This is a genomic window from Taklimakanibacter deserti, assembly GCA_003574785.1.
On the sequence record QORU01000013.1, the window covers coordinates 1 to 20,275 of the forward strand.

Below are 20,275 nucleotides of genomic sequence, written 5' to 3' on the forward strand. Positions count from 1 at the left end.
ATGCCGCCAAAGGCGGCACCGGCGAAGCTGGCGCGAAGCGTCCTGGACAGTGCGAGCACGGCGCTACAATCGACAATCACGGAACCTTCTCGTCCTCTCTTCTCGCGGGGTTACCGCCCCGCAAGACCTTGACTTGTTGGTGGGAGGTCCTCTCCCCTCTTCGAGGGGCGAGGGTATTTTCTAGCTCTTCGCCAGGGCCTGGGTGATGTCGGCGATGAGATCGTCCGGGTGCTCGACGCCGATCGACAAGCGGATAGTGGAGTCGAGAATGCCGATGCGGTCGCGCACTTCCTTGGGCACCCCGGAATGGGTCATGGCGGCCGGATGGCTCGCCAACGACTCGGTGCCGCCGAGGCTCACCGCCAGCTTGAAGATTTGCAGCGCATCGAGGAAGGCGAAAGCGGCCTTCTCGCCGCCCTTGATGTCGAAGGAGAAGGTCGAGCCGGCGCCCTGGCTTTGCGCCTTGAACACGCGCGCCGCCGGGTTCTTGTCATCGAGGAAAGGCAGGTAATGGATCTTGTCGACCTTGGGATGCTCGCTGAGGAAGCGCGCCACGGCCGCAGCATTGTCATTGGCGCGCTCCATGCGGATGGCGAGCGTCTCGAGCGAGCGGCCGAGCATCCAGCAGGAATGCGGATCGAGCTGCGTGCCGATGGCGCCGCGCAGCGCCTTCACCGGCTTGATGATATCCAGCCGCCCGAGGGCGGCACCAGCGATGAGATCGGAATGGCCGCCGACATATTTGGTGAGCGAATAGACGGAGATGTCGGCACCTTGTTCAAGCGGGCGCTGGAAGACGGGCCCCAGCAAGGTGTTGTCGCACACGATCACCGGCCGATGCTTCTGGCGCTTGTCGATCTCATCCGCGAAGCGCGCCATCAAGGCGATGTCGACCAGCGTGTTGAGCGGGTTGGAGGGCGTCTCGATGAGGATGACGGAGACTCGCCCCTTCCCAAGGGCATTCTCGGCGGCATTGCGCACCGCCGCCTCGCTGACGCCGTCCGAAAAGCCCGAGGCGCCGATGCCGAGATTGAGGAAGGTGCGGGCGAGCAGCGTCTCGGTGCCGCCATAAAGCGGCTGCGAATGCAAGATCGCATCGCCGGGACGCGCGAAAGCGAGAAGGGTCGTGGCGATCGCCGACATGCCGGAAGAGAAGAGGGCGCAGGCTTCCGTTCCCTCGAAGGCCAAGAGCCGGTCCTCGACGATCTCGCTGTTGGGATGGTTGAAGCGGGAATAGACGAGCCCCGCCCCCTTGCCCTTGGGCGGCTCGCGTCGACCGGAGACGAAATCGAAGAAGTCCTTGCCTTCCTCGGCGGTCTTGAAGACGAAGGTCGAGGTGAGGAAGACCGGCGGCTTGACGGCGCCTTCCGAGAGCTGCGGATCGAAGCCATAGCTCAGCATCAGCGTTTCGGGGTGGAGGCGGTGGTTGCCGATATGAGTCTTGGATGGCCGGGGCTTGGGCATGGCGTCCTCCGCGTCAAGATGCCTGGAGAACGCAGTCTAGATCAGCCTTGTTCCAGTCCCAAATGAAGGTGACGCCTGCGCGACTCACCCAACGCACTGCGATTATTTGCACGTCAATGAGGCGGCACGGCTCGGCTGGTGCCCGACACAATACTAAAGGTATTGCTTGACTTTCCACCACGACCGAAATACTAAAGCATATGCTTAACCAATCGCCGCAGCTCGACCGCGTCTTCCACGCGCTTTCCGACCCGACGCGGCGGGCCGTTCTTGATCGGCTGACGCAAGGTCCCGCGTCAGTGAGCGAGTTGGCCGCGCCGTTCGAGACGACGCTGGCGGCGATCGTCCAGCACGTGCAGGTCCTCGAGGCGAGCGGCCTCATCTCTACCGAGAAGATTGGCCGAACGCGGACGTGCTGCGTCTCCGCCGAAGCGATCGCGCGCGCCGAGCAGTGGCTCAGCGCTCGCCGGGCGCTCTGGGAAGCACGGCTCGATCGGATGGAGGCCTATGTCCTCAAGTTGCAAACAACGGAGAAAAAGCGTGGCAAGCGAGCGCATCGGAAATAGTTCGCCCCTCGATTCGTGGGAACTCGACCGCGAGATCGTTCTCTCGCGCGTCATCGCCGCACCGCGCGAGCTGGTGTTCAAGGTATGGACCGATCCGCAGCACTTGCCGATATGGTTCGGACCGGAAGGCTTCAAGGTCGAAACTCTCGAGATCGATATTCGCGTCGGCGGCCAGTGGAGATTCGTCTTCGTTGGTCCCGACGGCACGCGCTATGACAACCGCGTGGTCTTCTTGAAAATCGAGCCGCCATACCTGCTCGAAGTGAACCACGGTGCCGATAAGGATGACGATCCAAACCTCTTCAGAACGATCGTTACCTTCGACGAGCAGAGCAATGGCAAGACTGTCGTCACATTGCGGCAGCTGCATCCGACCAAGGCGCGTCGCCAAGGCGCGATCGGATTTGGGGCCGTAGAGCTCGGCTATCAGACCCTCGACAAGCTCGCGAGACATGTCGAGACCCTGAAGGGCTGAACTGGGCCAATCACACAAGACCAAACGCGATGCCCTCCCGCTCCTATGTTTCTGCCTTGTAGCGAACGGCGCCCCAGACTTTATTCCATGAGGTTCTCGGCGATGATGATCTTCGGCCCCGCCGTCTCGATGGCCTCGCGCAAGGCATCGGGCGGCATGGTATCGACGATGAGGATATGGATCTCCTTGAGCTCGGCGATGCGCACCATGGCCTGGCGGTTGAACTTGCTCGCATCGCTGAGAGCGATCACCTGGTCGGAGCGCTGGATGAAGGCGCGCTTGATCTCCGAATCCTCGGGCGAATAGTCGAAGAGCCCCTGGTCGGTTATGCCCGACAGGCCGAGGAAGACGATGTCATAGTGGTAGGAGGCGACGAAGGCGGCGGCACTCGACCCATAGATCGACAATTCGCGCCCGCGTAAGCGCCCGCCGGGCAGATAGACGGGATGGCTCGTCTCGGCGATGAGGCTCGCCGCGCGCGTATTGTTGGTGATGATCCTAAGATCGGGGATGTCGCCCAGAAAGCGGGTGAGCTCGAGCGTGGTGGAGCCGGTATCGAGCGCGATCGTGTGGCCGGGCTTCACGAATTGCGCAGCGGTCCGGGCTATGCGGATCTTGGCATCGCTGTTGCGCCGGCGGCGGGCCTCGAAGGTCGGCTCTCTTATGTCATAGACATTGCTGACGCCGTTCTTCGCGATGAGGGCGCCGCCATGGGTGCGCCGGATGGTGCCCGAGCGCTCGAGCTCGGTCAGGTCGCGCCTGATGGTGATCTCGGAGACACCGGTTTCTTCGGCAATGTCGGCGACGCTCATGAAGCCGCGACGGACGAGGCTTTCGACCAGGAGGTTTTGGCGGGCGACGGGGTCGCGCGGCGGCATGATCGGTTACGGCCCCATCATGATGATCGATATCGTTCAAATGTGTTCATAGGCATAAAGCGTATGGAGCGTCTTGTTTTGGGACGTCTCACCAGTATAATGATCGAAAATGATCAGATAGTCGAGAGTCCGTCTCCGGCATGAAGAGCATCGCCAAGAGAGTCCTGCCGCACATTGTTCTCTGTGCCTTCTCTCTCATGATCCTGATGCCGCTGCTGTGGATCCTGCGCGTGAGCCTTACCGACCGGCTCACCGCTTATAAGATCCCGCCCGAGATCGGCACCGTTGGTCTCATGAACTATGTCGAGATCTTCGCGCGCTATCCCTTTGCCGGCTGGTTCTTCAATAGCCTGATCGTCGCTCTGGGGGCGACCGCGGTCGCCTTGCCCCTGGCGACGGCGCTGGCTTACGCCTTTGCCCGCTTCGCGACCGGCGGCACTTTCCTCAGGCTCGGCGTGCTCGCGAGCCAGATGCTGCCGCCGATCATCCTCGTCTTGCCGCTCTTCGGCATGTTCCTCATGGCAGGCCTGATGCAGAGCCGCTTGGGCCTCATCGTAGCGCACCTCACCATCGCCCTGCCGTTCCTCGCCTGGATGCTGGTGTCCTTCTTCGAAGGTGACGCGGCGAGGCTCGAGGAAGCAGCGCGCGTCGATGGTGCCACGCGCTGGCAGGCTTTCCGTTATATCGCCGTGCCGGTCGCCGCCCCCGGCATATTGGCCGCGGGCCTTCTGGGGTTCATCCTGAGCTGGAACGAGTTCCTTTTCGCGCTCGTCCTGTCGGGACCTTCGAGCCAGACGCTGCCGGTGGGCCTTGCGGCACTCGAGACCCATGCCGGCGTCGAGATCGCGCCGTTGGCCGCAGCGACCGTCGTCTCGCTGGTGCCGGTCTTCGCGCTTCTGCCGTTCCTGCGCAAACATCTCATCAAAGGCCTTTCACTTGGCGCCCTCAAGTGAAATGGCCTTAAGCAACAAAGGGCTTAGGTCGGGAGGTTGAATATGATCAGAAAATGGCTCGTGGCGGCGGCATTGGTGACGGGGCTGTCAGGCCCGGCCTTCGCCGAGACGGTGAACATCCTGATGGAAGGTGTTCCCGATACCGAATATGTCAAGACGCTTCTGCCCGAGTTCAAGCAGGCGACCGGCATCGATGTCAATCTCGAGGTCGTCAATTATGCCGAGATGCACACCAAGCTCGTGCCGCAGCTGGTGGCGCCCTCGGGCAGCTATTCGGCCATCGTCGTCGACTTCTACTGGGTGGGCGAGTTCACCAAGGCGGGCTGGCTGCAGCCCCTCGATGAGCGCATCAAGGCCGACAATGTCGACACTTCCGTCTATGTGCCGAAGCTCATGGATCTCGTGGGCAAGGTCGACGGCACCACCTATATGCTGCCCTTCTACAATTATGCGATGGGCCTTCTCTATCGCAAGGACCTCTTGGCCGACGAGAAGAACAAGACGGACTTCAAGGCCAAATACGGCTTCGATCTCGATGTGCCAAAAACCTGGGACGAGTATCTCAAGCAGGTCGAGTTCTTCACCAAGGACGGCATCAACGGCGTGGTCAATCAGGGCCTGAGGCCCGATCCCATCGCCATGGAATGGTCGAACTATCTCTTCGCCAATGGCGGAGAATATCACGACGACAACTGGAAGCCGACGCTCAACACCGAGGCCGGCGTGAAGGCGCTCGATCAATATGCGACCAATGTCAACAAGTTCGGACCCGTAGGTTCGGCGAGCTTCTCCTTCGACGAAGCCTTCAACGTGATGGCGCAAGGCAAGGCTTATAGCTATATCACCTACAACTTCTTCCGCGCCGGCATCGACGATGCCTCGAAATCGGCGGTGGTCGGCAAGGTCGAGATCATGCCGGTGCCGGGAACCGAAGCCGCCAAGGGCGGCAGCCTGAACGGCGCCTGGGGCTGGGCGATCCCGAAATCGAGCCCCAATCCGGATGCCGCCTGGAAGTTCCTCAAATGGGTGGAGAGCCCCGAGATCGCCAAGAAGCGCGCCCTGCAGGGCGGCTCGCCGACGCGCACCGACGTCTTCGACGATCCGGACGTGAATGCGAAATATCCCTATGCCAAGGCGCTGAAGGAGATGCTGCTGACCAGCCACAACTTCCCGGTCTTCACCTATACGCCGCAGCTCGTCGAGGTGCTGGGGCGCGAATTGAGCCTCGCCGTTGCCGGCGAGAAGAAGGCGCCCGACGCGCTCGCGGCGGTCGAGGCCGAGATGAGCGAGCTCGCCAAGAAGGACGGCAAGCTCAAGTAGTGCGGAATATGCCCTCTCTCCCAACGGGGAGAGGGTTAGGGTGAGGGGGAACAGACGTGGAGCTTTACGAGATGCAGCAAGAAATCACCGTCCGTTCCCCCTCACCCTCCCAATGCTGCGCATTGGGCCCCTCCCTCTCCCCCGATTGGGGGCGAGGGTAACAAACAATGACGCTCGCTGCCGACGACAGACGCTTCCACGATCTTCCGCCTGCCACGCAGACGGCGGTCGAGCGGCGCGACCGGCTGTTCGGCTGGCTCATCGCCTCGCCGAGTCTGGCGCTGCTCTTCCTGGTCATCCTCTTTCCAGTCTTCTGGGCGCTCTATACCAGCGTCCATGACTACACGCTGATCGCCCCCAATTTCGATACCTTCAACGGCCTCGACAATTATGTGAAGGCGGTGGGCGACCCCGAATTCCGCCACACGCTGTGGCTCACCGCCTTCTTCGTCGCCGCGGTGGTGCTGCTCGAATTCGCGCTGGGCTTCCTCGTCGCCTTGATGCTCAACACGGTCGAGCGCTTCAAGTCGGTCTATTACGCCATCCTCCTGTGCCCGCTTTTGATGAATCCGGTGATCGTCGGTCTCATCTGGCGCATGTTCCTGCATCCCTCGCTCGGCATCGTGAATTATCTCCTGAGCACGATCGGCATCGCCCCGGTGAACTGGCTCGGCAGCACCAAGGTGGCGCTGTGGACGGTGGTCATGGTGGACATCTGGCACCAGGTTTCCTTCATGATCGTGCTGCTGCTTGCCGGCCTCTCGGCTTTGCCGCGCGAACCCTATGAGGCGGCGCGCGTCGACGGCGCCTCGGCGCTGCGCTCGTTCTGGCACATCACCTTGCCGCTGATGTTGCCGGTCATCGCCGTCACCTTGCTGATCCGCCTCATCTTCGCGGTGAAGACCTACGATCTCGTCTATATCATGACCCGCGGCGGACCCGGTGTCGCGACCGATCTCGTCAGCTACTTCATCTATCGCACCGCCTTCGTCGGCCTCAATATCGGTGAGGCTTCGGCCATGTCGGCGATCCTGCTCGTTATCATCCTCGCTCTCACCGCCTGGCTCCATCGCTACATGCGCTCCCTCACCTGACGAACGAACGAATGGCCTCGATCTCACTCAAGAACATCCACAAGCTCTATCCCAACGGCTATGCGGCGGTCCGCGACGTCTCGCTCGACATCAAGGACGGCGAGTTTATGATCCTCCTGGGTCCTTCGGGCTGCGGCAAGTCGACGACCTTGCGCATGATTGCCGGGCTCGAGACCATATCCGCAGGCGATCTCCATATCGGAGAGAAACGCATGAACGATATCGATCCCGCCGACCGCGACATCGCCATCGTCTTCCAGAATTACGCCCTCTATCCGCATATGACGGTCGCCGACAATCTCAGCTTCGGCCTGAGGTTGCGCGGGGTCGAGCGCGCCATCATCACCAGGCGGGTCGCCGGCATCGCCGACATGCTGGGCATCGGCGAGCTCCTGGCGAGGAAGCCCGCACAGCTCTCCGGCGGCCAGCGCCAGCGTGTCGCTCTGGGTCGCGCCTTGGTGCGCGAGCCCAAGGCCTTCCTGCTCGACGAGCCCTTGTCCAATCTCGATGCGAAGCTGCGCTCGTCCATGCGCACCGAGCTCATCAAGCTGCATCGCTCTCTCGGCACCACCATCGTCCATGTCACGCATGACCAGGTGGAGGCGATGACCATGGGCGAGCGGATCTGCATCATGAGGGACGGCGTCATCGTTCAGGTGGGGGCGCCGATGGAGGTCTATCGCAATCCCGCCGACACCTTCGTCGCCGGTTTTTTGGCGAGCCCACCGATGAATCTCCTGCGCGGCAGGCTCTCCGGCGATAGGGTGTCGCTCGGCGATGTGAGCCTGCCGCTGCCGCAACCCTTGCGCGACGCCTTTGCCGCACATGCAGGCGAAGAGGTAGTCGTCGGATTGCGCCCGGAGGACTTTCATCTGAGCAAGGATGCGGCGCGACTGGCTTCGCCGGTCGACGTCTCATCCATTGCCACGGAAGTGCTGGGACCCGAAGTGATCCTGGTCGGTTCTCTGCGTGGCTCGGATCAAGCGGAAGTCCATATCCGCTGTCCGCGCGATTTTCGTTCGGAGCCCGGCGCGACGACGACTTTCTTCTACGATTTGTCGCAGCTCCAGCTCTTCGATGCGAAGACGACCAAGGCTCTCAAGCGGCCCGCTATCTGATTTGAATCGTATTTTGCGAGATCGTCTCTTCACCGAGATGAGCGCGCGAAGAAACGTTTGAGAAAAATTGCCGCAGGCCGAAAGAAAAAATCGCGACCGCGGTCAAAGACTGCGCCAGATGAAATAGAGCACACCCCAGAAGGCAAGTCCGACCATGGCGGCAATGAGATAGGCTTTTATCGCCGAGCCTGGAGCGCCGCGCGCTTCTTCCGCGATCAGCTCTTCCGCCATGCGCCGTGCATCGTCTCGCTTGTCATTCATCGTTTCGTCACAAGACTTTGATGCGTGCGTAGTCGCATCGTTGTCTTGTTCTATATCTTTACTTTGCATGTGATGTCGCGCCGTCGTGATGGGAAGTGTTAACGCAATGGCCTCAAGAGTTTCTCAATGTTCTGCGTCCAACTTAACATGTGGTCAACATCTTACGCTCAATTTTCCTTGCTGCGAGCTAATTGTTGCCACCTTCTTGAGCAAAAAGAATAACTATTGTGCAGCGCGAAATTATTTTCGCTGCACATGCGTCTTCGCGCTTGCAAAATCAGTCAAGCTCGGCATTAACTCCTCGTGGGCGGCAACCCAATGAAAGCGAGTGGAGGTATCCATGGACTTTCGTGTGAGGTCAAATTCTGCCGCTAGCGGCGAATATGCTCTGCACGCAGACAAGCTTTCGGTGCGCAAAGGCTTCGATACAGCGCTACAAAGCAAGTCGGTCGCGATCAATCAGTCGATAGTCAAACGCTGCATCGACATATTTGTTGCTTCTCTGGCGCTCTTGGTTCTGGTGCCGGTCGGGCTGCTCATCGCGCTGGCGATCAAGATCGAGTCGCCGGGACCGGTTCTGTTCTGGCAATTGCGCTATGGCCGGAACCGCTCGTCCTTCTACATCTGCAAGTTCCGCAGCATGACGGTGACTGAATCGCACGGCGAATTCACGCAAGCGACTCGCAACGATGCCAGGATAACCAGGCTTGGGAGCTTCTTGCGTAAAACAAGCCTCGATGAGCTTCCGCAGCTCTACAACGTGCTGCGCGGCGAGATGTCGCTCGTCGGACCAAGGCCGCATGCGATTGCGATGGATGATTCCTTCGCCGAAGTGATCAGCAATTTCAACGATCGGCATCTGGTGCGCCCCGGGCTCACCGGCCTCGCCCAGGTGGCGGGATTTCGCGGGCCGACGGAAGCCCTCGAGCATATTGAATATAGAGTGCATCACGATCGCCTCTATATCCGCAAGTGGTCGGTGCTGCTGGACATGAAAATCATGCTGCGCACCGTCTTCGCCTTGACAGGGCCCAACGCCCTCTGAGCTTGACGCTCCGCCGCGGCGTGGCGGACGAAAATCGAAAAATGGGAACAGCGTCGCCGGCATGAGCCGGCCTGACACGAAAGGGTATCGGATGAATATTACCATGATCGGATCGAGCTATGTCGGGCTGGTCTCGGGCGCCTGTCTCGCCGATTTCGGCCATAAGGTCATCTGCGTCGACAAGGATGAAGGCAAGATCCAGGCTTTGCGGCAAGGCGAGATCCCGATCTTCGAGCCGGGACTCGACCAGATCGTCGGCGACAATGTCAAAGCCGGCCGCCTGTCCTTCACCACCGATCTGGCGCAAGGTGTTGCGGCGGCGGATGTGGTCTTCCTCGCCGTCGGCACGCCGTCCCGGCGCGGCGACGGCCATGCCGATCTCTCCTTCGTCGAGGCGGCGGCGCACGAGCTCGCCCAGGCCGTCAGGCCGGGAACAGTGATCGTCATCAAGTCGACCGTTCCGGTCGGCACCTCCGACAAGGTCGAGCTCATCATGGCCGGCACCAGCCCGGCGCTCGATTTCTCGGTCGCCTCCAATCCGGAGTTCCTGCGCGAGGGCTCGGCCATTGCCGATTTCAAGCGCCCGGACCGCATCATCGTCGGCGTCAATGACGAGCGCGGAAGAAACGCGCTCAGCGAAGTCTATCGCCCGCTCTATCTCAACCGGTCGCCCCTGATGTTCACCTCGCGCCGCACCGCCGAGCTCACCAAATACGCGGCCAATGCGTTCCTCGCCATGAAGGTCACATTCATCAATGAGATCTCGGATCTTTGCGAGAAGGCCGGTGCCGACGTACAGGACGTCGCCCGCGGCATCGGGCTCGACAACCGCATCGGACCGAAATTCCTTCATGCCGGGCCTGGCTATGGCGGATCGTGCTTTCCCAAGGACACGACGGCGCTGATCCGCATCGCCCAGGACTTCGAATCGCCCTTGCGTCTCGTCGAGACCACGGTGGCGATCAACGATACGCGCCGGCGCGCCATGGGCCGCAAGATCGCGGCGGCTTGCGGTGGCGATCTCAGGGACAAGACCGTGGCGCTTCTCGGCGTCACCTTCAAGCCCAATACCGACGACATCCGTGAAGCGCCGGCGCTCGCCATTATCCAGGCGCTCCAGGACGCAGGTGCCGCGATCCGGCTCTATGATCCGGCGGGACTGGAGAATGCCCGTTCGGCGCTCGCAGGCGTCGAGTTCGGGCAAAGCCCCTATGAGATCGCCGAGGGCGCCGATGTCCTGGTGATCGTGACCGAGTGGGAAGAGTTCCGGGCGCTCGATTTCCGCATGCTGCGCCAGGTCATGAAGTCGCCGTGTCTCGTCGACCTGCGCAATGTCTATCGCCGCGAGGACATCGCCAAGCATGGCTTCCGCTATTTCAGTATTGGTCGGCCCGAGCACGATATCGCGCTGCAGGTCGTCGAAGCGGCCGAGTAACGGCGAGGGAGAAGAGCAGGCATGTCGCTTACATTTCCGTACCCCGCGACCAAGGATCGGCCGCCGCGCTGCGTGATCATCGTCGAGAACCTTCCCGTGCCCTTCGACCGGCGCGTATGGCAGGAGGCCAATGCGCTGAAGGATGGGGGCTGGGAGGTCTCCGTGATCTGCCCGAAGAACGAGCAGCATCCGCTGGCCTTCGAGGAAATCAACGGCATCGCGATCTACCGGCATGCGCTTCCGGTCGAGGCGCGGGGCAAGCTCGGCTTCCTCATCGAATATGCCTCGGCTCTCTTCCACGAGGCGCGCCTCCTCATGAAGATCGCCTTCGCCAAGGGCTTCGACGTGGTGCAGGGCTGCAATCCGCCCGATCTCATCTTTCTCGTCGCGGCACCCTACAAGCTGTTCGGCAAGAAATTCGTCTTCGACCATCATGACCTGTGCCCCGAGCTCTATGCCGCCAAATATGACCGGCATGATTTCTTCCATCGACTGCTGCTTCTCGCCGAGAAATGCACCTTCAAGCTCGCCGATCGGGTGATCTCCGCCAATGACACCTATCGCGACATCGCGATCACGCGCGGCGGCAGGACGCCCGACAGCGTCACCACGGTCTACAGCGTGCCCGACCGGCAGAAATTGCGCCGCGTCGCGCCCGACGCGAAGCTGAGGGCAGGGGCGACTGTCGTCTTGGGCTATATCGGGATCATCGCCGATCAGGACGGCGTCGATCATCTGGTCCGCCTGATGCATCACGCGGTCCATGAGCATGGCCGGCAAGGCATTCGCGCCGTCATCGTCGGCGACGGGCCGGCGCTGGCTTCGGTGAAGCAGCTGGCGCGCTCGCTCAGTGTCGCCGAGCATATCACCTTCACCGGCTATCTGCGCGGCGAGGCGTTGCTCAGCGCCATCAGCACCTTCGATATCGGCATCATCCCGGATCCGGTGAACGAGTACAACGACAAGATCAGCATGAACAAGGTGTTCGAATATTCGGCCCTTGCCATTCCCTCCGTGTCCTACGACCTGAGCGAGACGCGCCGCCTTCTGGGTCAGGCCGGGACCTTCGCCAAGGGGGCTCAACCTGCGGATCTCGCCGAGGCGGCGCTACCTCTTATCGATGACGCGGCTTTGAGGCGGGAGCTCGGCGCGCGTGCCGGCCGGCTGGCCGAGGAAAAATTCAACTGGGACAGCGAAGCCAGGAAATATGTCGCCGCCTATGAGGAGCTGGTGAAGATAAGGGCCTATGCATGATCGCCGTCAAGCACATCATTGCACTCGGCGCGGCAACGCTCTTTGCCTTCACTGCATGGTCGGGAAACGCCAAAGCCGCCAATGGCGCGTGCCCCGGCGAATTGCCCGAGCGCACCCTCTCGCTGTCGCAGGCCAACATCACCAGATTCGGCACCTTGCAGAAGCTGCCGCCCTTGCCACTGGAAAAGGGCGAATATGTGCTGAGCTTCGATGACGGCCCGCGCAAGACGACGACGCCGAAGATCCTCGATGAGCTGCGCGCCGCCTGCCTGCATGCGACCTTCTTCATGGTCGGACGTGAGGCGACCAAATTTCCTTTTGTGGCGCGCGCGGTCGCGGAAGCCGGGCATTCGATCGGCAGCCACAGTTTCTCGCATAAGCGGCTCAAGGACATACCTCACGAGGAAGCCCTCCTGGAAATGAAGCTGGGCCAGGCTGCCGTCCAATGGGCGGTGTTCCGCACCCGCTCGACGCCGGTGCGCCTGTTCCGCTTCCCGGAAAACGCCGCGACCCCCGACCTGATGGAGGCGGCGGCGCGCTTCGACATGATCGTCGCGAGCTATGACGTGTCGCCCGAGGACTGGCGGGGTGATGCGCCGCAAAACTCGCTGAGGCGCCTGCGCCAGAGGCTCAATACCGTCGATCGCGGCGTGATCGTGATGCACGACGTGAAGGACAACACCGTGCTGCTTCTGCCGATGGTGCTGGACGAGCTCAAGGCGCGCGGCGCCAAGATCGTCCATCTGGTGGAGTGATGGAAATGCCAGGAAACCCCGCCAAGCGCCCGCATGCCGAGGTCATGGACGAGCTCAAGCAGAAGCTCGGCGCCATCGCGAATGTCATTCCGAGGGACAAGCCCGTCATCTATCTCGATTATCCCATTCACGGCAATGTCGGCGATCTTCTCATCCATGCCGGCACCGACAGATTCTTCGAGGCTTTCGGCTATAATGTGATCGGCTACTACAGCATCCATGAATTCTGCCTGACGCACCGCCCGGGGAGGCCCTTGGTCTTCTTCAAGGACTCGGTGCGGCGCCTGGATGATCTGGTCAAGACCGGCGCCACGATCGTCTTCCATGGCGGCGGCAATCTCGGTGATCTCTATCGCGACTATCAGATGTTCCGTGAGCTGGTGATCGCGCGCTATCCCGAAGCACCGATCGTCATCCTGCCGCAATCGGTGCATTTCGATGATCCCGCGAACCGCGCGGCGGTCGCCAAGCTATTCGCGGCCCATCCCCAGCTCTTCATCTTCGCGCGCGACAGGGAATCGCTCGATTTCGCTCGCAATGACTGCGGCTGTCCGGCGGCGCTGATGCCGGACATGGCCCATGCTCTGTGGGGCAGCCTGCCGCGCCATAGTGGCGCCGCGACCCGCCTGTTGAATTTCCGCCGCCGTGACAAGGAAGCGACGGGCGGCTCGGCACAGAGCGCCGACACATTCGATTGGGACGATCTGACCACCGTCTTCGACCGCGGCATGATCCGCGTGCAGCGGAAGACGCAGTCGGTGGAGTTCCCGACCCGGCATATCGTGCCGAGCCATGTCGTCTGGAAGTGGTATCGCGACCATTTGCTGCGCCGGTCGATCAAGTTTGTCGGCAGCTATGGGCGGCTCACCACCAACCGGCTGCACGGCATGATCCTGGGCGCGCTGCTCGACATGCCGATCACCTGCGAGGACAACAGCTACGGCAAGATCAGCCGCTATTACGGCGAATGGTTCGCCGCGTCCGACCGCATCGACTATCGCCGGCCGAGGGAGACGCAAGCCGCGGAAGCGGCTTCGCCCGCGCCGGCGTCAGCCATGAGGGCCTTGAGAGAATATGGCATCTGAAATCCTGTTCATCACCACGACCGACGCCGCCGGCGGCCGCGTTTCCGATCTCGCCCGCCTGCTCACCTCCATCGAGGCAAGCCTCGTGGGGCGCGATTGGCGCATGCTCCTCTTGGTGCAGCGCGCTTCGCCCGGGATGGAATTGGGCGTCGCTATCCCGGCGAATGTCGCGGTCGAGGCCATCCCCGATCGGATATCGCTGTCGCGGGCGCGCAATCTGCTCCTCGGCAAGGCGCGAGAGCAGGGGCTTCTGTCCCGCACGGTGCTCGTCGCCTTTCCCGATGATGATTGCTGGTATCCCGAGGGCGCGCTGGAACGCATCCTCAATCTGTTCAGGATCGACCAGGGCCTCGATTTCTGGTTCTGCGCCTATGCTTCGGCGCCATCGACGCCCTTGCGCGCCCTTTCCATGGACACCAAGCCGCCGTCGGTCTTCAACGTCGCGGCCAAGGCTTCGTCCAACACCATATTTCTGCGCAATCACATCGTCGAACGCATCGGCGGCTTCGACGAGGAGCTGGGGGTCGGGACCGCGAACAATGGCGGTGAGGATACCGACTATGCGCTCAGGGCTTTTTCGGAGGCGCGCAAGAGCCGCTTCGTCGATCAGCGGCTGATCGGCCATCGCGACCATGACGCGCGCTTCAGATCGCATTACTTCCGCGGCAGCCTCATCGCCATCGCCCGTCACACGGCAAAGCGGCCGGCAAGCGTCGCACTCCTGCTGCGCAAGCTCATCGTCGGCAGCGTTCTGGTGGCGACGCGCCGCATGCCGGCTAAGGACTTCATGACGGCGCTCAAGGCAGCCTTCTCGCCATCGCCGGGGCGCCGGTCAAAGAGGGAGGCAGCCTAGATGCGCAGCCTCAATCAGCTGCTCTGGCTGCAGCGCCTGCTGGTGAAGCTCAGATGGCTCTACTTCACCAGGCTCTGGGGCATGGACATCCATCCGAGCACCATCATGTCGTTGAGCGTCAGGCTCGACAAGACCTATCCCAAGGGCGTGCATATCGGCGCCGAGAGCTATCTCGCTTTCGATGTCGCGGTGCTCACTCATGACATGGTGCGCGGTCTCCATTGCGACACCTATATCGGTTCGCGCTGCTTCATCGGCGCGCGCAGCATCATCCTGCCCGGCGTGCGCATCGGCGACGGCTCGGTCGTAGGCTCCGGCAGTGTCGTCACCAAGGATGTCCCGCCGGCTTCGATCGCCGTCGGGAATCCGGCGCGCGTCATCCGCCGCAACATCGAAACCGGCCGCTTCGGCTACTTGCGCAGAGCGGGCCCGCCAAAGGGCGAGGACAAGACGGTTTTGCCCCTCGAGCCGGAGCTGGCGGCGCGGGAAGCGGGAGGATTGCCATGACCTCCGAAATCCTGTTCCTCACCACGACGGATGCCGCCGGCGGCCGCGCTTCCGATCTCGCGCGCCTCTTGTCGTCCATCGAAGCGGCACTCGCCGGCAGGGACTGGCGGATGCTCCTCTTGGTGCAGCGCGCCTCTTCGGATGCGGGCATCGCTTCCGGCATTCCGGGAAATGTTGCGGTCGGGATCATTCCCAACCGAGTATCGGCCTCGCGGGCCCGCAACATTCTGCTTCATGAAGCGCGCGCCCAGGGGCTCCTGGCGGAGGTGCCGCTCGTCGCCTTTCCCGATGATGATTGCTGGTATCCGGATGGCGCGCTCAAGCGCATCCTCGATCTGTTTCGGAGCGATCAGGCGCTGGACTTCTGGTTCTGCCGCTATGCATCGGCGCCGCAGCCGCCGGCCCATGCTCTCTCCGGGGAGATGAGATCGCCCTCGGTTTTCGAGGTTGCGGCGGAGGCATCATCCAACACCATATTCCTGCGCGGCCGCGTCATCGAGACTCTCGGGGAATTCGACGAGGAGTTGGGCGTCGGGACCGAGAACAATGGCGGCGAGGACACCGACTATGCGCTGCGCGCCTTTCGGCAATCACGCAAATGCCGCTTTGTCAACCGCGCGCTGATCGGTCATCGCGACAACAATTTTCGCTTCAGGTCGCGTTATTTCCGCGGCAGCCTGATCGCGATCGCCCGCCACACGGCCATGCGGCCGGCGAGCGTCGGGCTGTTGCTGCGCAAGCTCATGGTGGGCAGTTTCCTGGTGGCGACCCGTCGCATGTCGTCGCGGGAGTTCCGCACCGCCCTGCGCGCCGCCTTGTCGGCCAGGGAGCGACGGAGTTTTGCGCCGGCCCGGCACCGGTCGAGGGGGAGGGTCGCCTAGCATGGCCTTTTCGCCCACGTTTCTGATGATTGCCGCCTTCGCCCTGCATTTGGCAGCCGCCGTGCCGGCGGTCGCCCAGCCGGGCGAACCGGTGAAGATCGTCACGCTGGGGACCAGCCTTTCGGCTCGCGGCGGCTGGCAGGAGCCTCTCGAACATTCGCTCAGGACCTGCCTCAACAGCGCTGTCACGGTCGTCAATCTGGCGAAGAGCAGCATGACATCCGAATGGGGCCTGACCCAGATCGACAAGGTCGTCGCCGAGCGGCCGGATATCGTCCTGATCGAATTTGCCGTGAACGACGCCGATGTGACGGAGTTCATGTCGCTCAGCCGCAGCGCCGCCAATATGACCGAGATCATCCTCAGGCTGCGCGAAAGCGACAGCCGGCCGGCCGTCTATGTGATGGCGATGAATCCCGTTTCCGGCCTGCGCGGGATGATCAGGCCATTCCTTGGAGACTATGAGGAGATGCATGCGGTGGTCGCGAAGAAGCTCGGCGCCGGCTTCATCGATCACCGGCCGGCCTGGGCCCGGCTTTCGGATGAGGAAATAGCCGGCGCGATCGCCGACGGCGTGCATCCGGAGCCCGTCGCGGCGAGCCGGGTGATCGTGCCGGGCCTGGTCCGCGCCCTTGCGGCGTCCGGCTGCATCACTGCGAAGAGGGAGTAGCAAACGTGACCGTATCTGCCGTGATACCCGTGAAGAACCGACCGATCCTGATCGCCCAGGCGATCACGAGCTGTCTCGGCCAGACGGTTGCGCCCGACGAGATCATCGTCGTCGACGACGGATCGGACGATGCGACACCGGACGTGGTGATGGAGATGGCGCGGACCGAGGGCCGGATCAGGCTCATTCGCCGCGATGCGAGCGGGGGTGCGTCTGTGGCGCGCAATGATGGCGCTGCCCGAGCTTCCGGCACATGGATTGCGTTCCTGGATTCGGATGACCGCTGGCATGAGGAGAAGACGGCGCGGCAGCTGGATTTGGCAGCACGGCACCCCGACGCGCCGGCGATCTTCTGCGGCATCCGCTTTGCCTATGCCGAGCGCAAGCCGCGTATCGGTCTGCCGCCGCCGATCGTCGGGCCGCATGATCTGGCCGTCTCCAATGTGCTGGCCACGACATCGACCGCTCTTGTCCGCAAGGACCGGTTCGATTTTGTCAACGGCTTCGATGTCGACCTGCCCACTTGCGAGGACTGGGACCTGTGGCTCAAGCTTTCCAAACTGGGACCATTGCCCGTCGTGCAGGCGCCGCTTGTCGAATATACTTACGAGGCGACCAACAAGCTGTCGCGCGACATGACCAAGCTGATGCTGGGCCATGAGCTGGTCTTCGCCCGCATCGCGGCGGAAATCGGGAAGGGCGGCCTGGGGCGATTGTCGGCGCTGCATGACCTCAAGCGGGCCGAGCTTCATATCCGCGTCACTGGCGAAGCTGTGAAGGCGCTCGGATTCATCTGGTCCGCTCTGTCGCGCTCGCCGTCGGCCGAAGTATTGCGCCGCGCCGCCCATCTCATGGGCCTGATGACCGCGCACGGGGCCCGCTTATGACCACTTTCGAGCATCAGGCGATGCCTCCGGGCCTCGGGCGCTTTGCGCCGGCGCGGGTCGGCATCGGCGTGCTCGACGTGCTGCTGGTCGTTTATGTCTTCGTGACCCAATTGGCGCTGCGCCGCCTGACCGGAGGCGAAAGGCTCGCGACCGATCCCGGCAAGCTCGACATCTCGAATATCGGCAAAGCCGCCCTTTGGGGCTTTGGCCTCCTCGTCGCGGCATGGCTCCTGCGCCGGCACATTGCCGATCTCCTGCGTCCGCCGATGAGCTACATGCTGTTTTTCTTCGGCTGGCTGGCGATCACCACGCTTTATGCGCCGGAGCGGTTCAAGGCGCTCTTCATGGTGAGCACCTTGCTGTCGGTCTTTTTCGTTTTCCTCGCCTTCGCCGAGGAGCGCGGCCTGCCGGTGCTGTTCGACCGTCTGCTGCAGATCCAGACGGTCTTCCTCGCATTGTCGATCGTTCTTTATTTCGCCGTTCCTTCCGTCTCGCACATGTTGCTTTGGGATGGATCGGTCGGCGGCCGCATGACCGGCCTCGGCGGTCACCCCAACCAGACGGGCGTCCTGGCGAGCTTCATCATCGTGGCGATCTACGCGCGCTGCGACAGCGGCAATCTGTCGCGCGCCTTCAAGGCTCTCGCGATTACCGTCGCCCTGGTGACCCTGGTCCTGACGCAAAGCCGCACCTCGCTCATTGCCGCAGGCGCCGGCTGCATGGTCTTCTTCCTGTTGAAGAACCGCTGGCATGCGGCGTTCATCCCCTTGCTCATCTGCCTCGGCGCCGCGGCCGCTTTCGTGATCATGCTCGACGACCAGATCCTGGCGGTGCTTTCGCGCTCGGGCGACGCGGAGGAGTTGCTGACCGGCACCGGCCGCAGCTTCATCTGGGAACTATCCTGGAGCCTGATCAAGAAGGCGCCGATCCTCGGCTATGGCTTCGATTCGACCTATACGATGTTCATGGAAGAATCCTATTTGCTGAATGGCGACGTCGGCATCTATGTCTTTCCGCATTCCCACAATCTGGTGCTGCAGCTCTTGCTCTATGGCGGCGTCATCGCTCTGGCGCTGTTCATCCTCCCGATCGCATCGATCGCCAGGCACGCCATCAGGGCGCGCGATCCGCGCATCGCGGCACTGCTTGCCTGCTATCTGTCCTTCACCATGACCGAGCCCGGCGGCTTCTTCCAATATGCCGACAACATGATCGCGCTTCTGGCGCTGGCGCTGGTGGCGGCACAGTTTTCGTCGCGGCCCATGACCCACGATCTCATGTTGCAGCCCGTGGAGGTCAGAGGGTGAAGAACACGTTCAAATCGGGATCCGTGCTGCTTGCCGCCAATCTGGCGGAGATGGCCTTCCCCTTCATCCGCAATGTCCTCTTGGCGCGGCTTCTGTCGCAGGAGGATTTCGGCGTGGCGGTCTCGCTGGCCATGATCATCGCGCTGGTGGAGATCGGCTTCGATTTCGGCGTCCCCGTATCGGCGGTTCGCTACACCGCGACCGATGATCCAAAGAAGGCTCTTGCCACATTGCATACGCTTCAGCTGACGCGTGCCGCCCTGGTCGGCGGATTGCTCATGGCGCTGGCGCCCGTGCTTGCGATCATCTTCAAGTCGCCGCAGGCCACCTGGGCCTATGTCGTGGTCGGCGCCTGCGCCACGCTGCGCGGCTTCGGAAATCTCGGCGTCAAGCAGGCGATGCGCGATTACATCTATTGGCCCAATGCGCTCACCCTGATCATGATCCAGCTGGCCTGGACGGTCACCGTCATCGTGGCGGCATGGATATCGCCCGATTACTGGGCGATGGTCTGGGGGCTCGGGGCCAGCATCATCGCGTCCACCATCACGTCCAATTTGCTGTCACGCTTTCCCTGGCGCCTCGGCTGGGACAAGGCGGTCGCCGATGAGGCGACGGCTTTCGGCAAGCCGCTGGTGCCGAACGGATTTGTCAGCGGCGCATTATCGCTGGGCGACCGCGTTTTCGTCGGCTGGGCGCTGGGCGTTCATGCGCTCGCCTTCTACAGCGTGATCTTCGGGACCGCGACCTTGCCGCGCGGCGCCATCTTGCGCTTCCTCACCAATCTGTTCGTGCCGGTCTTCGTCAACCGCCCGCCCGATCATCCCTCGATCAAGAAAAACTGCGCGCGCTGGACGCTGATCCTGTCGCTCACTGCCTTCCTCTATGCCATGGGCTTCATCTTTGTCGCGACACCCTTGCTGCCGCTGCTGTTCGGCCCGGCCTATGCCGCGACACCCTATCTGATGTCCCTGATCGGGCTCAACCTGTTCGTGAAGTTCCTCTATCAGCTGCCCTCGCCGGTGGCCATGGCGCAGGGAAACAGCAAGCTGGTGCTGACTTGCACCGTCTTCTCGATCATCGCTCTGGCCGTGGCTGGCGTCGCAGCCCTGATCTGGCCATCGATCGACGTCTTTGTCCTGGCCCTGACTGCGGCCGAGGTCGTCGCCGTCCTGCGCATCGGCATGATCGTCGTCAATTCGCTGGGCTATGCGCGCGGCCAAGTGGCGATGGCGCTCTTGGGACCCATGGCGGCGATCGGCATCGTTCTCGCCGCAAGCCTCTTCCTGCCGGCATTCTCGCTCATCGACTGGTTCCTGCTCGGCGGCGTCATCACCGTCGCCGGCTTGGCCTTCTATGCCGTCATGGCGCATATCTATATCGATCCGCTGAAGCCCGCTTTGCTGAGGCAAGCCATTTCCGGCTTCCTGAACCGGCGTGCCGTCGCCACCGGCAAGGAGCAGTGAC

At 62.3% G+C, this 20,275-nt stretch carries 21 protein-coding genes; 18 read left to right on the plus strand and 3 right to left on the minus strand.

All coding sequences use genetic code 11. From position 1 onward, the window contains the following. Positions 1 to 180: 180 nt before the first annotated feature. Positions 181 to 1,464 carry a cystathionine gamma-synthase family protein gene (locus DS839_RS25295; protein WP_119273279.1) on the minus strand — a complete coding sequence of 428 codons (1,284 nt, stop codon included), beginning with the start codon at positions 1,462 to 1,464 and terminating at the stop codon, positions 181 to 183. A gap of 200 nt (positions 1,465 to 1,664) precedes the next feature. On the opposite strand from DS839_RS25295, the gene DS839_RS25300 reads away from it, so the two are divergent. Then, the gene (locus DS839_RS25300) at positions 1,665 to 2,030 is read left to right on the plus strand and encodes an ArsR/SmtB family transcription factor (protein WP_119273280.1); all 366 of its coding nucleotides are present in this window, start codon (positions 1,665 to 1,667) and stop codon (positions 2,028 to 2,030) included. Further along, entirely contained in the window at positions 2,005 to 2,505 is a 501-nt protein-coding gene (locus DS839_RS25305) for an SRPBCC family protein (RefSeq protein WP_368911909.1), read from the plus strand. Before DS839_RS25300 ends, DS839_RS25305 begins: the two co-directional genes overlap by 26 nt. An 80-nt stretch (positions 2,506 to 2,585) precedes the next feature. On the opposite strand, the gene DS839_RS25310 is transcribed toward DS839_RS25305, so the two are convergent. Further along, complete coding sequence (locus tag DS839_RS25310) at positions 2,586 to 3,383, minus strand: DeoR/GlpR family DNA-binding transcription regulator (RefSeq protein WP_119273282.1); 798 nt, start codon at positions 3,381 to 3,383, stop codon at positions 2,586 to 2,588. Between the two features lie 140 nt (positions 3,384 to 3,523). Between DS839_RS25310 and DS839_RS25315 the strand changes: the two genes are divergently transcribed. The 4 genes from DS839_RS25315 to DS839_RS25330 all read left to right on the plus strand — a co-directional run bounded on the left by DS839_RS25315 (position 3,524) and on the right by DS839_RS25330 (position 7,868). Continuing rightward, positions 3,524 to 4,336: a carbohydrate ABC transporter permease gene (locus DS839_RS25315; protein WP_119273283.1), complete on the plus strand. Its 813-nt coding sequence runs from the start codon at positions 3,524 to 3,526 to the stop codon at positions 4,334 to 4,336. Positions 4,337 to 4,378: 42 nt separating this feature from the next. After that, entirely contained in the window at positions 4,379 to 5,656 is a 1,278-nt protein-coding gene (locus DS839_RS25320; protein ID WP_368911910.1) for an ABC transporter substrate-binding protein, read from the plus strand. A 167-nt stretch (positions 5,657 to 5,823) separates the two neighbouring features. Beyond that, entirely contained in the window at positions 5,824 to 6,750 is a 927-nt protein-coding gene (locus DS839_RS25325) for a carbohydrate ABC transporter permease (RefSeq protein ID WP_119273284.1), read from the plus strand. An 11-nt stretch (positions 6,751 to 6,761) separates the two neighbouring features. Next, a complete protein-coding gene (locus DS839_RS25330) occupies positions 6,762 to 7,868 on the plus strand; it encodes an ABC transporter ATP-binding protein (RefSeq protein WP_119273285.1) in 1,107 nt (368 codons plus the stop codon). Between the two features lie 102 nt (positions 7,869 to 7,970). Here DS839_RS25330 and DS839_RS36670 read toward each other — a convergent pair whose 3' ends face one another. Continuing rightward, a complete protein-coding gene (locus DS839_RS36670) occupies positions 7,971 to 8,129 on the minus strand; it encodes a hypothetical protein (protein WP_162918788.1) in 159 nt (52 codons plus the stop codon). 340 nt (positions 8,130 to 8,469) lie between these two features. Between DS839_RS36670 and DS839_RS25335 the strand changes: the two genes are divergently transcribed. From DS839_RS25335 to DS839_RS25390, 12 genes are all read left to right on the plus strand, one after another. Next, positions 8,470 to 9,174 (plus strand): sugar transferase, encoded by a 705-nt coding sequence (locus DS839_RS25335; RefSeq protein WP_119273286.1) that lies wholly within the window; start codon positions 8,470 to 8,472, stop codon positions 9,172 to 9,174. 91 nt (positions 9,175 to 9,265) lie between these two features. Next, a complete protein-coding gene (locus tag DS839_RS25340) occupies positions 9,266 to 10,609 on the plus strand; it encodes a UDP-glucose dehydrogenase family protein (RefSeq protein ID WP_119273287.1) in 1,344 nt (447 codons plus the stop codon). A 21-nt stretch (positions 10,610 to 10,630) separates the two neighbouring features. Next, complete coding sequence (locus DS839_RS25345) at positions 10,631 to 11,863, plus strand: glycosyltransferase family 4 protein (RefSeq protein ID WP_119273288.1); 1,233 nt, start codon at positions 10,631 to 10,633, stop codon at positions 11,861 to 11,863. Then, on the plus strand, positions 11,860 to 12,618 hold the full coding sequence (locus DS839_RS25350; protein ID WP_119273289.1) for a polysaccharide deacetylase family protein: 759 nt from the start codon (positions 11,860 to 11,862) through the stop codon (positions 12,616 to 12,618). Before DS839_RS25345 ends, DS839_RS25350 begins: the two co-directional genes overlap by 4 nt. Positions 12,619 to 12,623: 5 nt before the next feature. Next, complete coding sequence (locus tag DS839_RS25355; protein WP_162918789.1) at positions 12,624 to 13,703, plus strand: polysaccharide pyruvyl transferase family protein; 1,080 nt, start codon at positions 12,624 to 12,626, stop codon at positions 13,701 to 13,703. Continuing rightward, positions 13,693 to 14,556 carry a glycosyltransferase family 2 protein gene (locus DS839_RS25360; protein WP_119273291.1) on the plus strand — a complete coding sequence of 288 codons (864 nt, stop codon included), beginning with the start codon at positions 13,693 to 13,695 and terminating at the stop codon, positions 14,554 to 14,556. The genes DS839_RS25355 and DS839_RS25360 overlap by 11 nt, the downstream gene beginning before the upstream one ends. Next, positions 14,557 to 15,063: an acyltransferase gene (locus DS839_RS25365; protein ID WP_119273292.1), complete on the plus strand. Its 507-nt coding sequence runs from the start codon at positions 14,557 to 14,559 to the stop codon at positions 15,061 to 15,063. It begins immediately after the preceding gene. After that, on the plus strand, positions 15,060 to 15,944 hold the full coding sequence (locus DS839_RS25370; RefSeq protein WP_119273293.1) for a glycosyltransferase family 2 protein: 885 nt from the start codon (positions 15,060 to 15,062) through the stop codon (positions 15,942 to 15,944). The genes DS839_RS25365 and DS839_RS25370 overlap by 4 nt, the downstream gene beginning before the upstream one ends. A 1-nt stretch (position 15,945) precedes the next feature. Further along, positions 15,946 to 16,614: an SGNH/GDSL hydrolase family protein gene (locus tag DS839_RS25375; RefSeq protein WP_162918790.1), complete on the plus strand. Its 669-nt coding sequence runs from the start codon at positions 15,946 to 15,948 to the stop codon at positions 16,612 to 16,614. 5 nt (positions 16,615 to 16,619) lie between these two features. After that, positions 16,620 to 17,501, plus strand: a complete 882-nt coding sequence (locus tag DS839_RS25380) for a glycosyltransferase family 2 protein (protein ID WP_162918791.1) — start codon at positions 16,620 to 16,622, stop codon at positions 17,499 to 17,501. Further along, on the plus strand, positions 17,498 to 18,808 hold the full coding sequence (locus DS839_RS25385) for an O-antigen ligase family protein (RefSeq protein ID WP_119273295.1): 1,311 nt from the start codon (positions 17,498 to 17,500) through the stop codon (positions 18,806 to 18,808). The genes DS839_RS25380 and DS839_RS25385 overlap by 4 nt, the downstream gene beginning before the upstream one ends. Then, positions 18,805 to 20,274 (plus strand): oligosaccharide flippase family protein, encoded by a 1,470-nt coding sequence (locus tag DS839_RS25390; protein ID WP_119273296.1) that lies wholly within the window; start codon positions 18,805 to 18,807, stop codon positions 20,272 to 20,274. Before DS839_RS25385 ends, DS839_RS25390 begins: the two co-directional genes overlap by 4 nt. Position 20,275 lies beyond the last annotated feature (1 nt).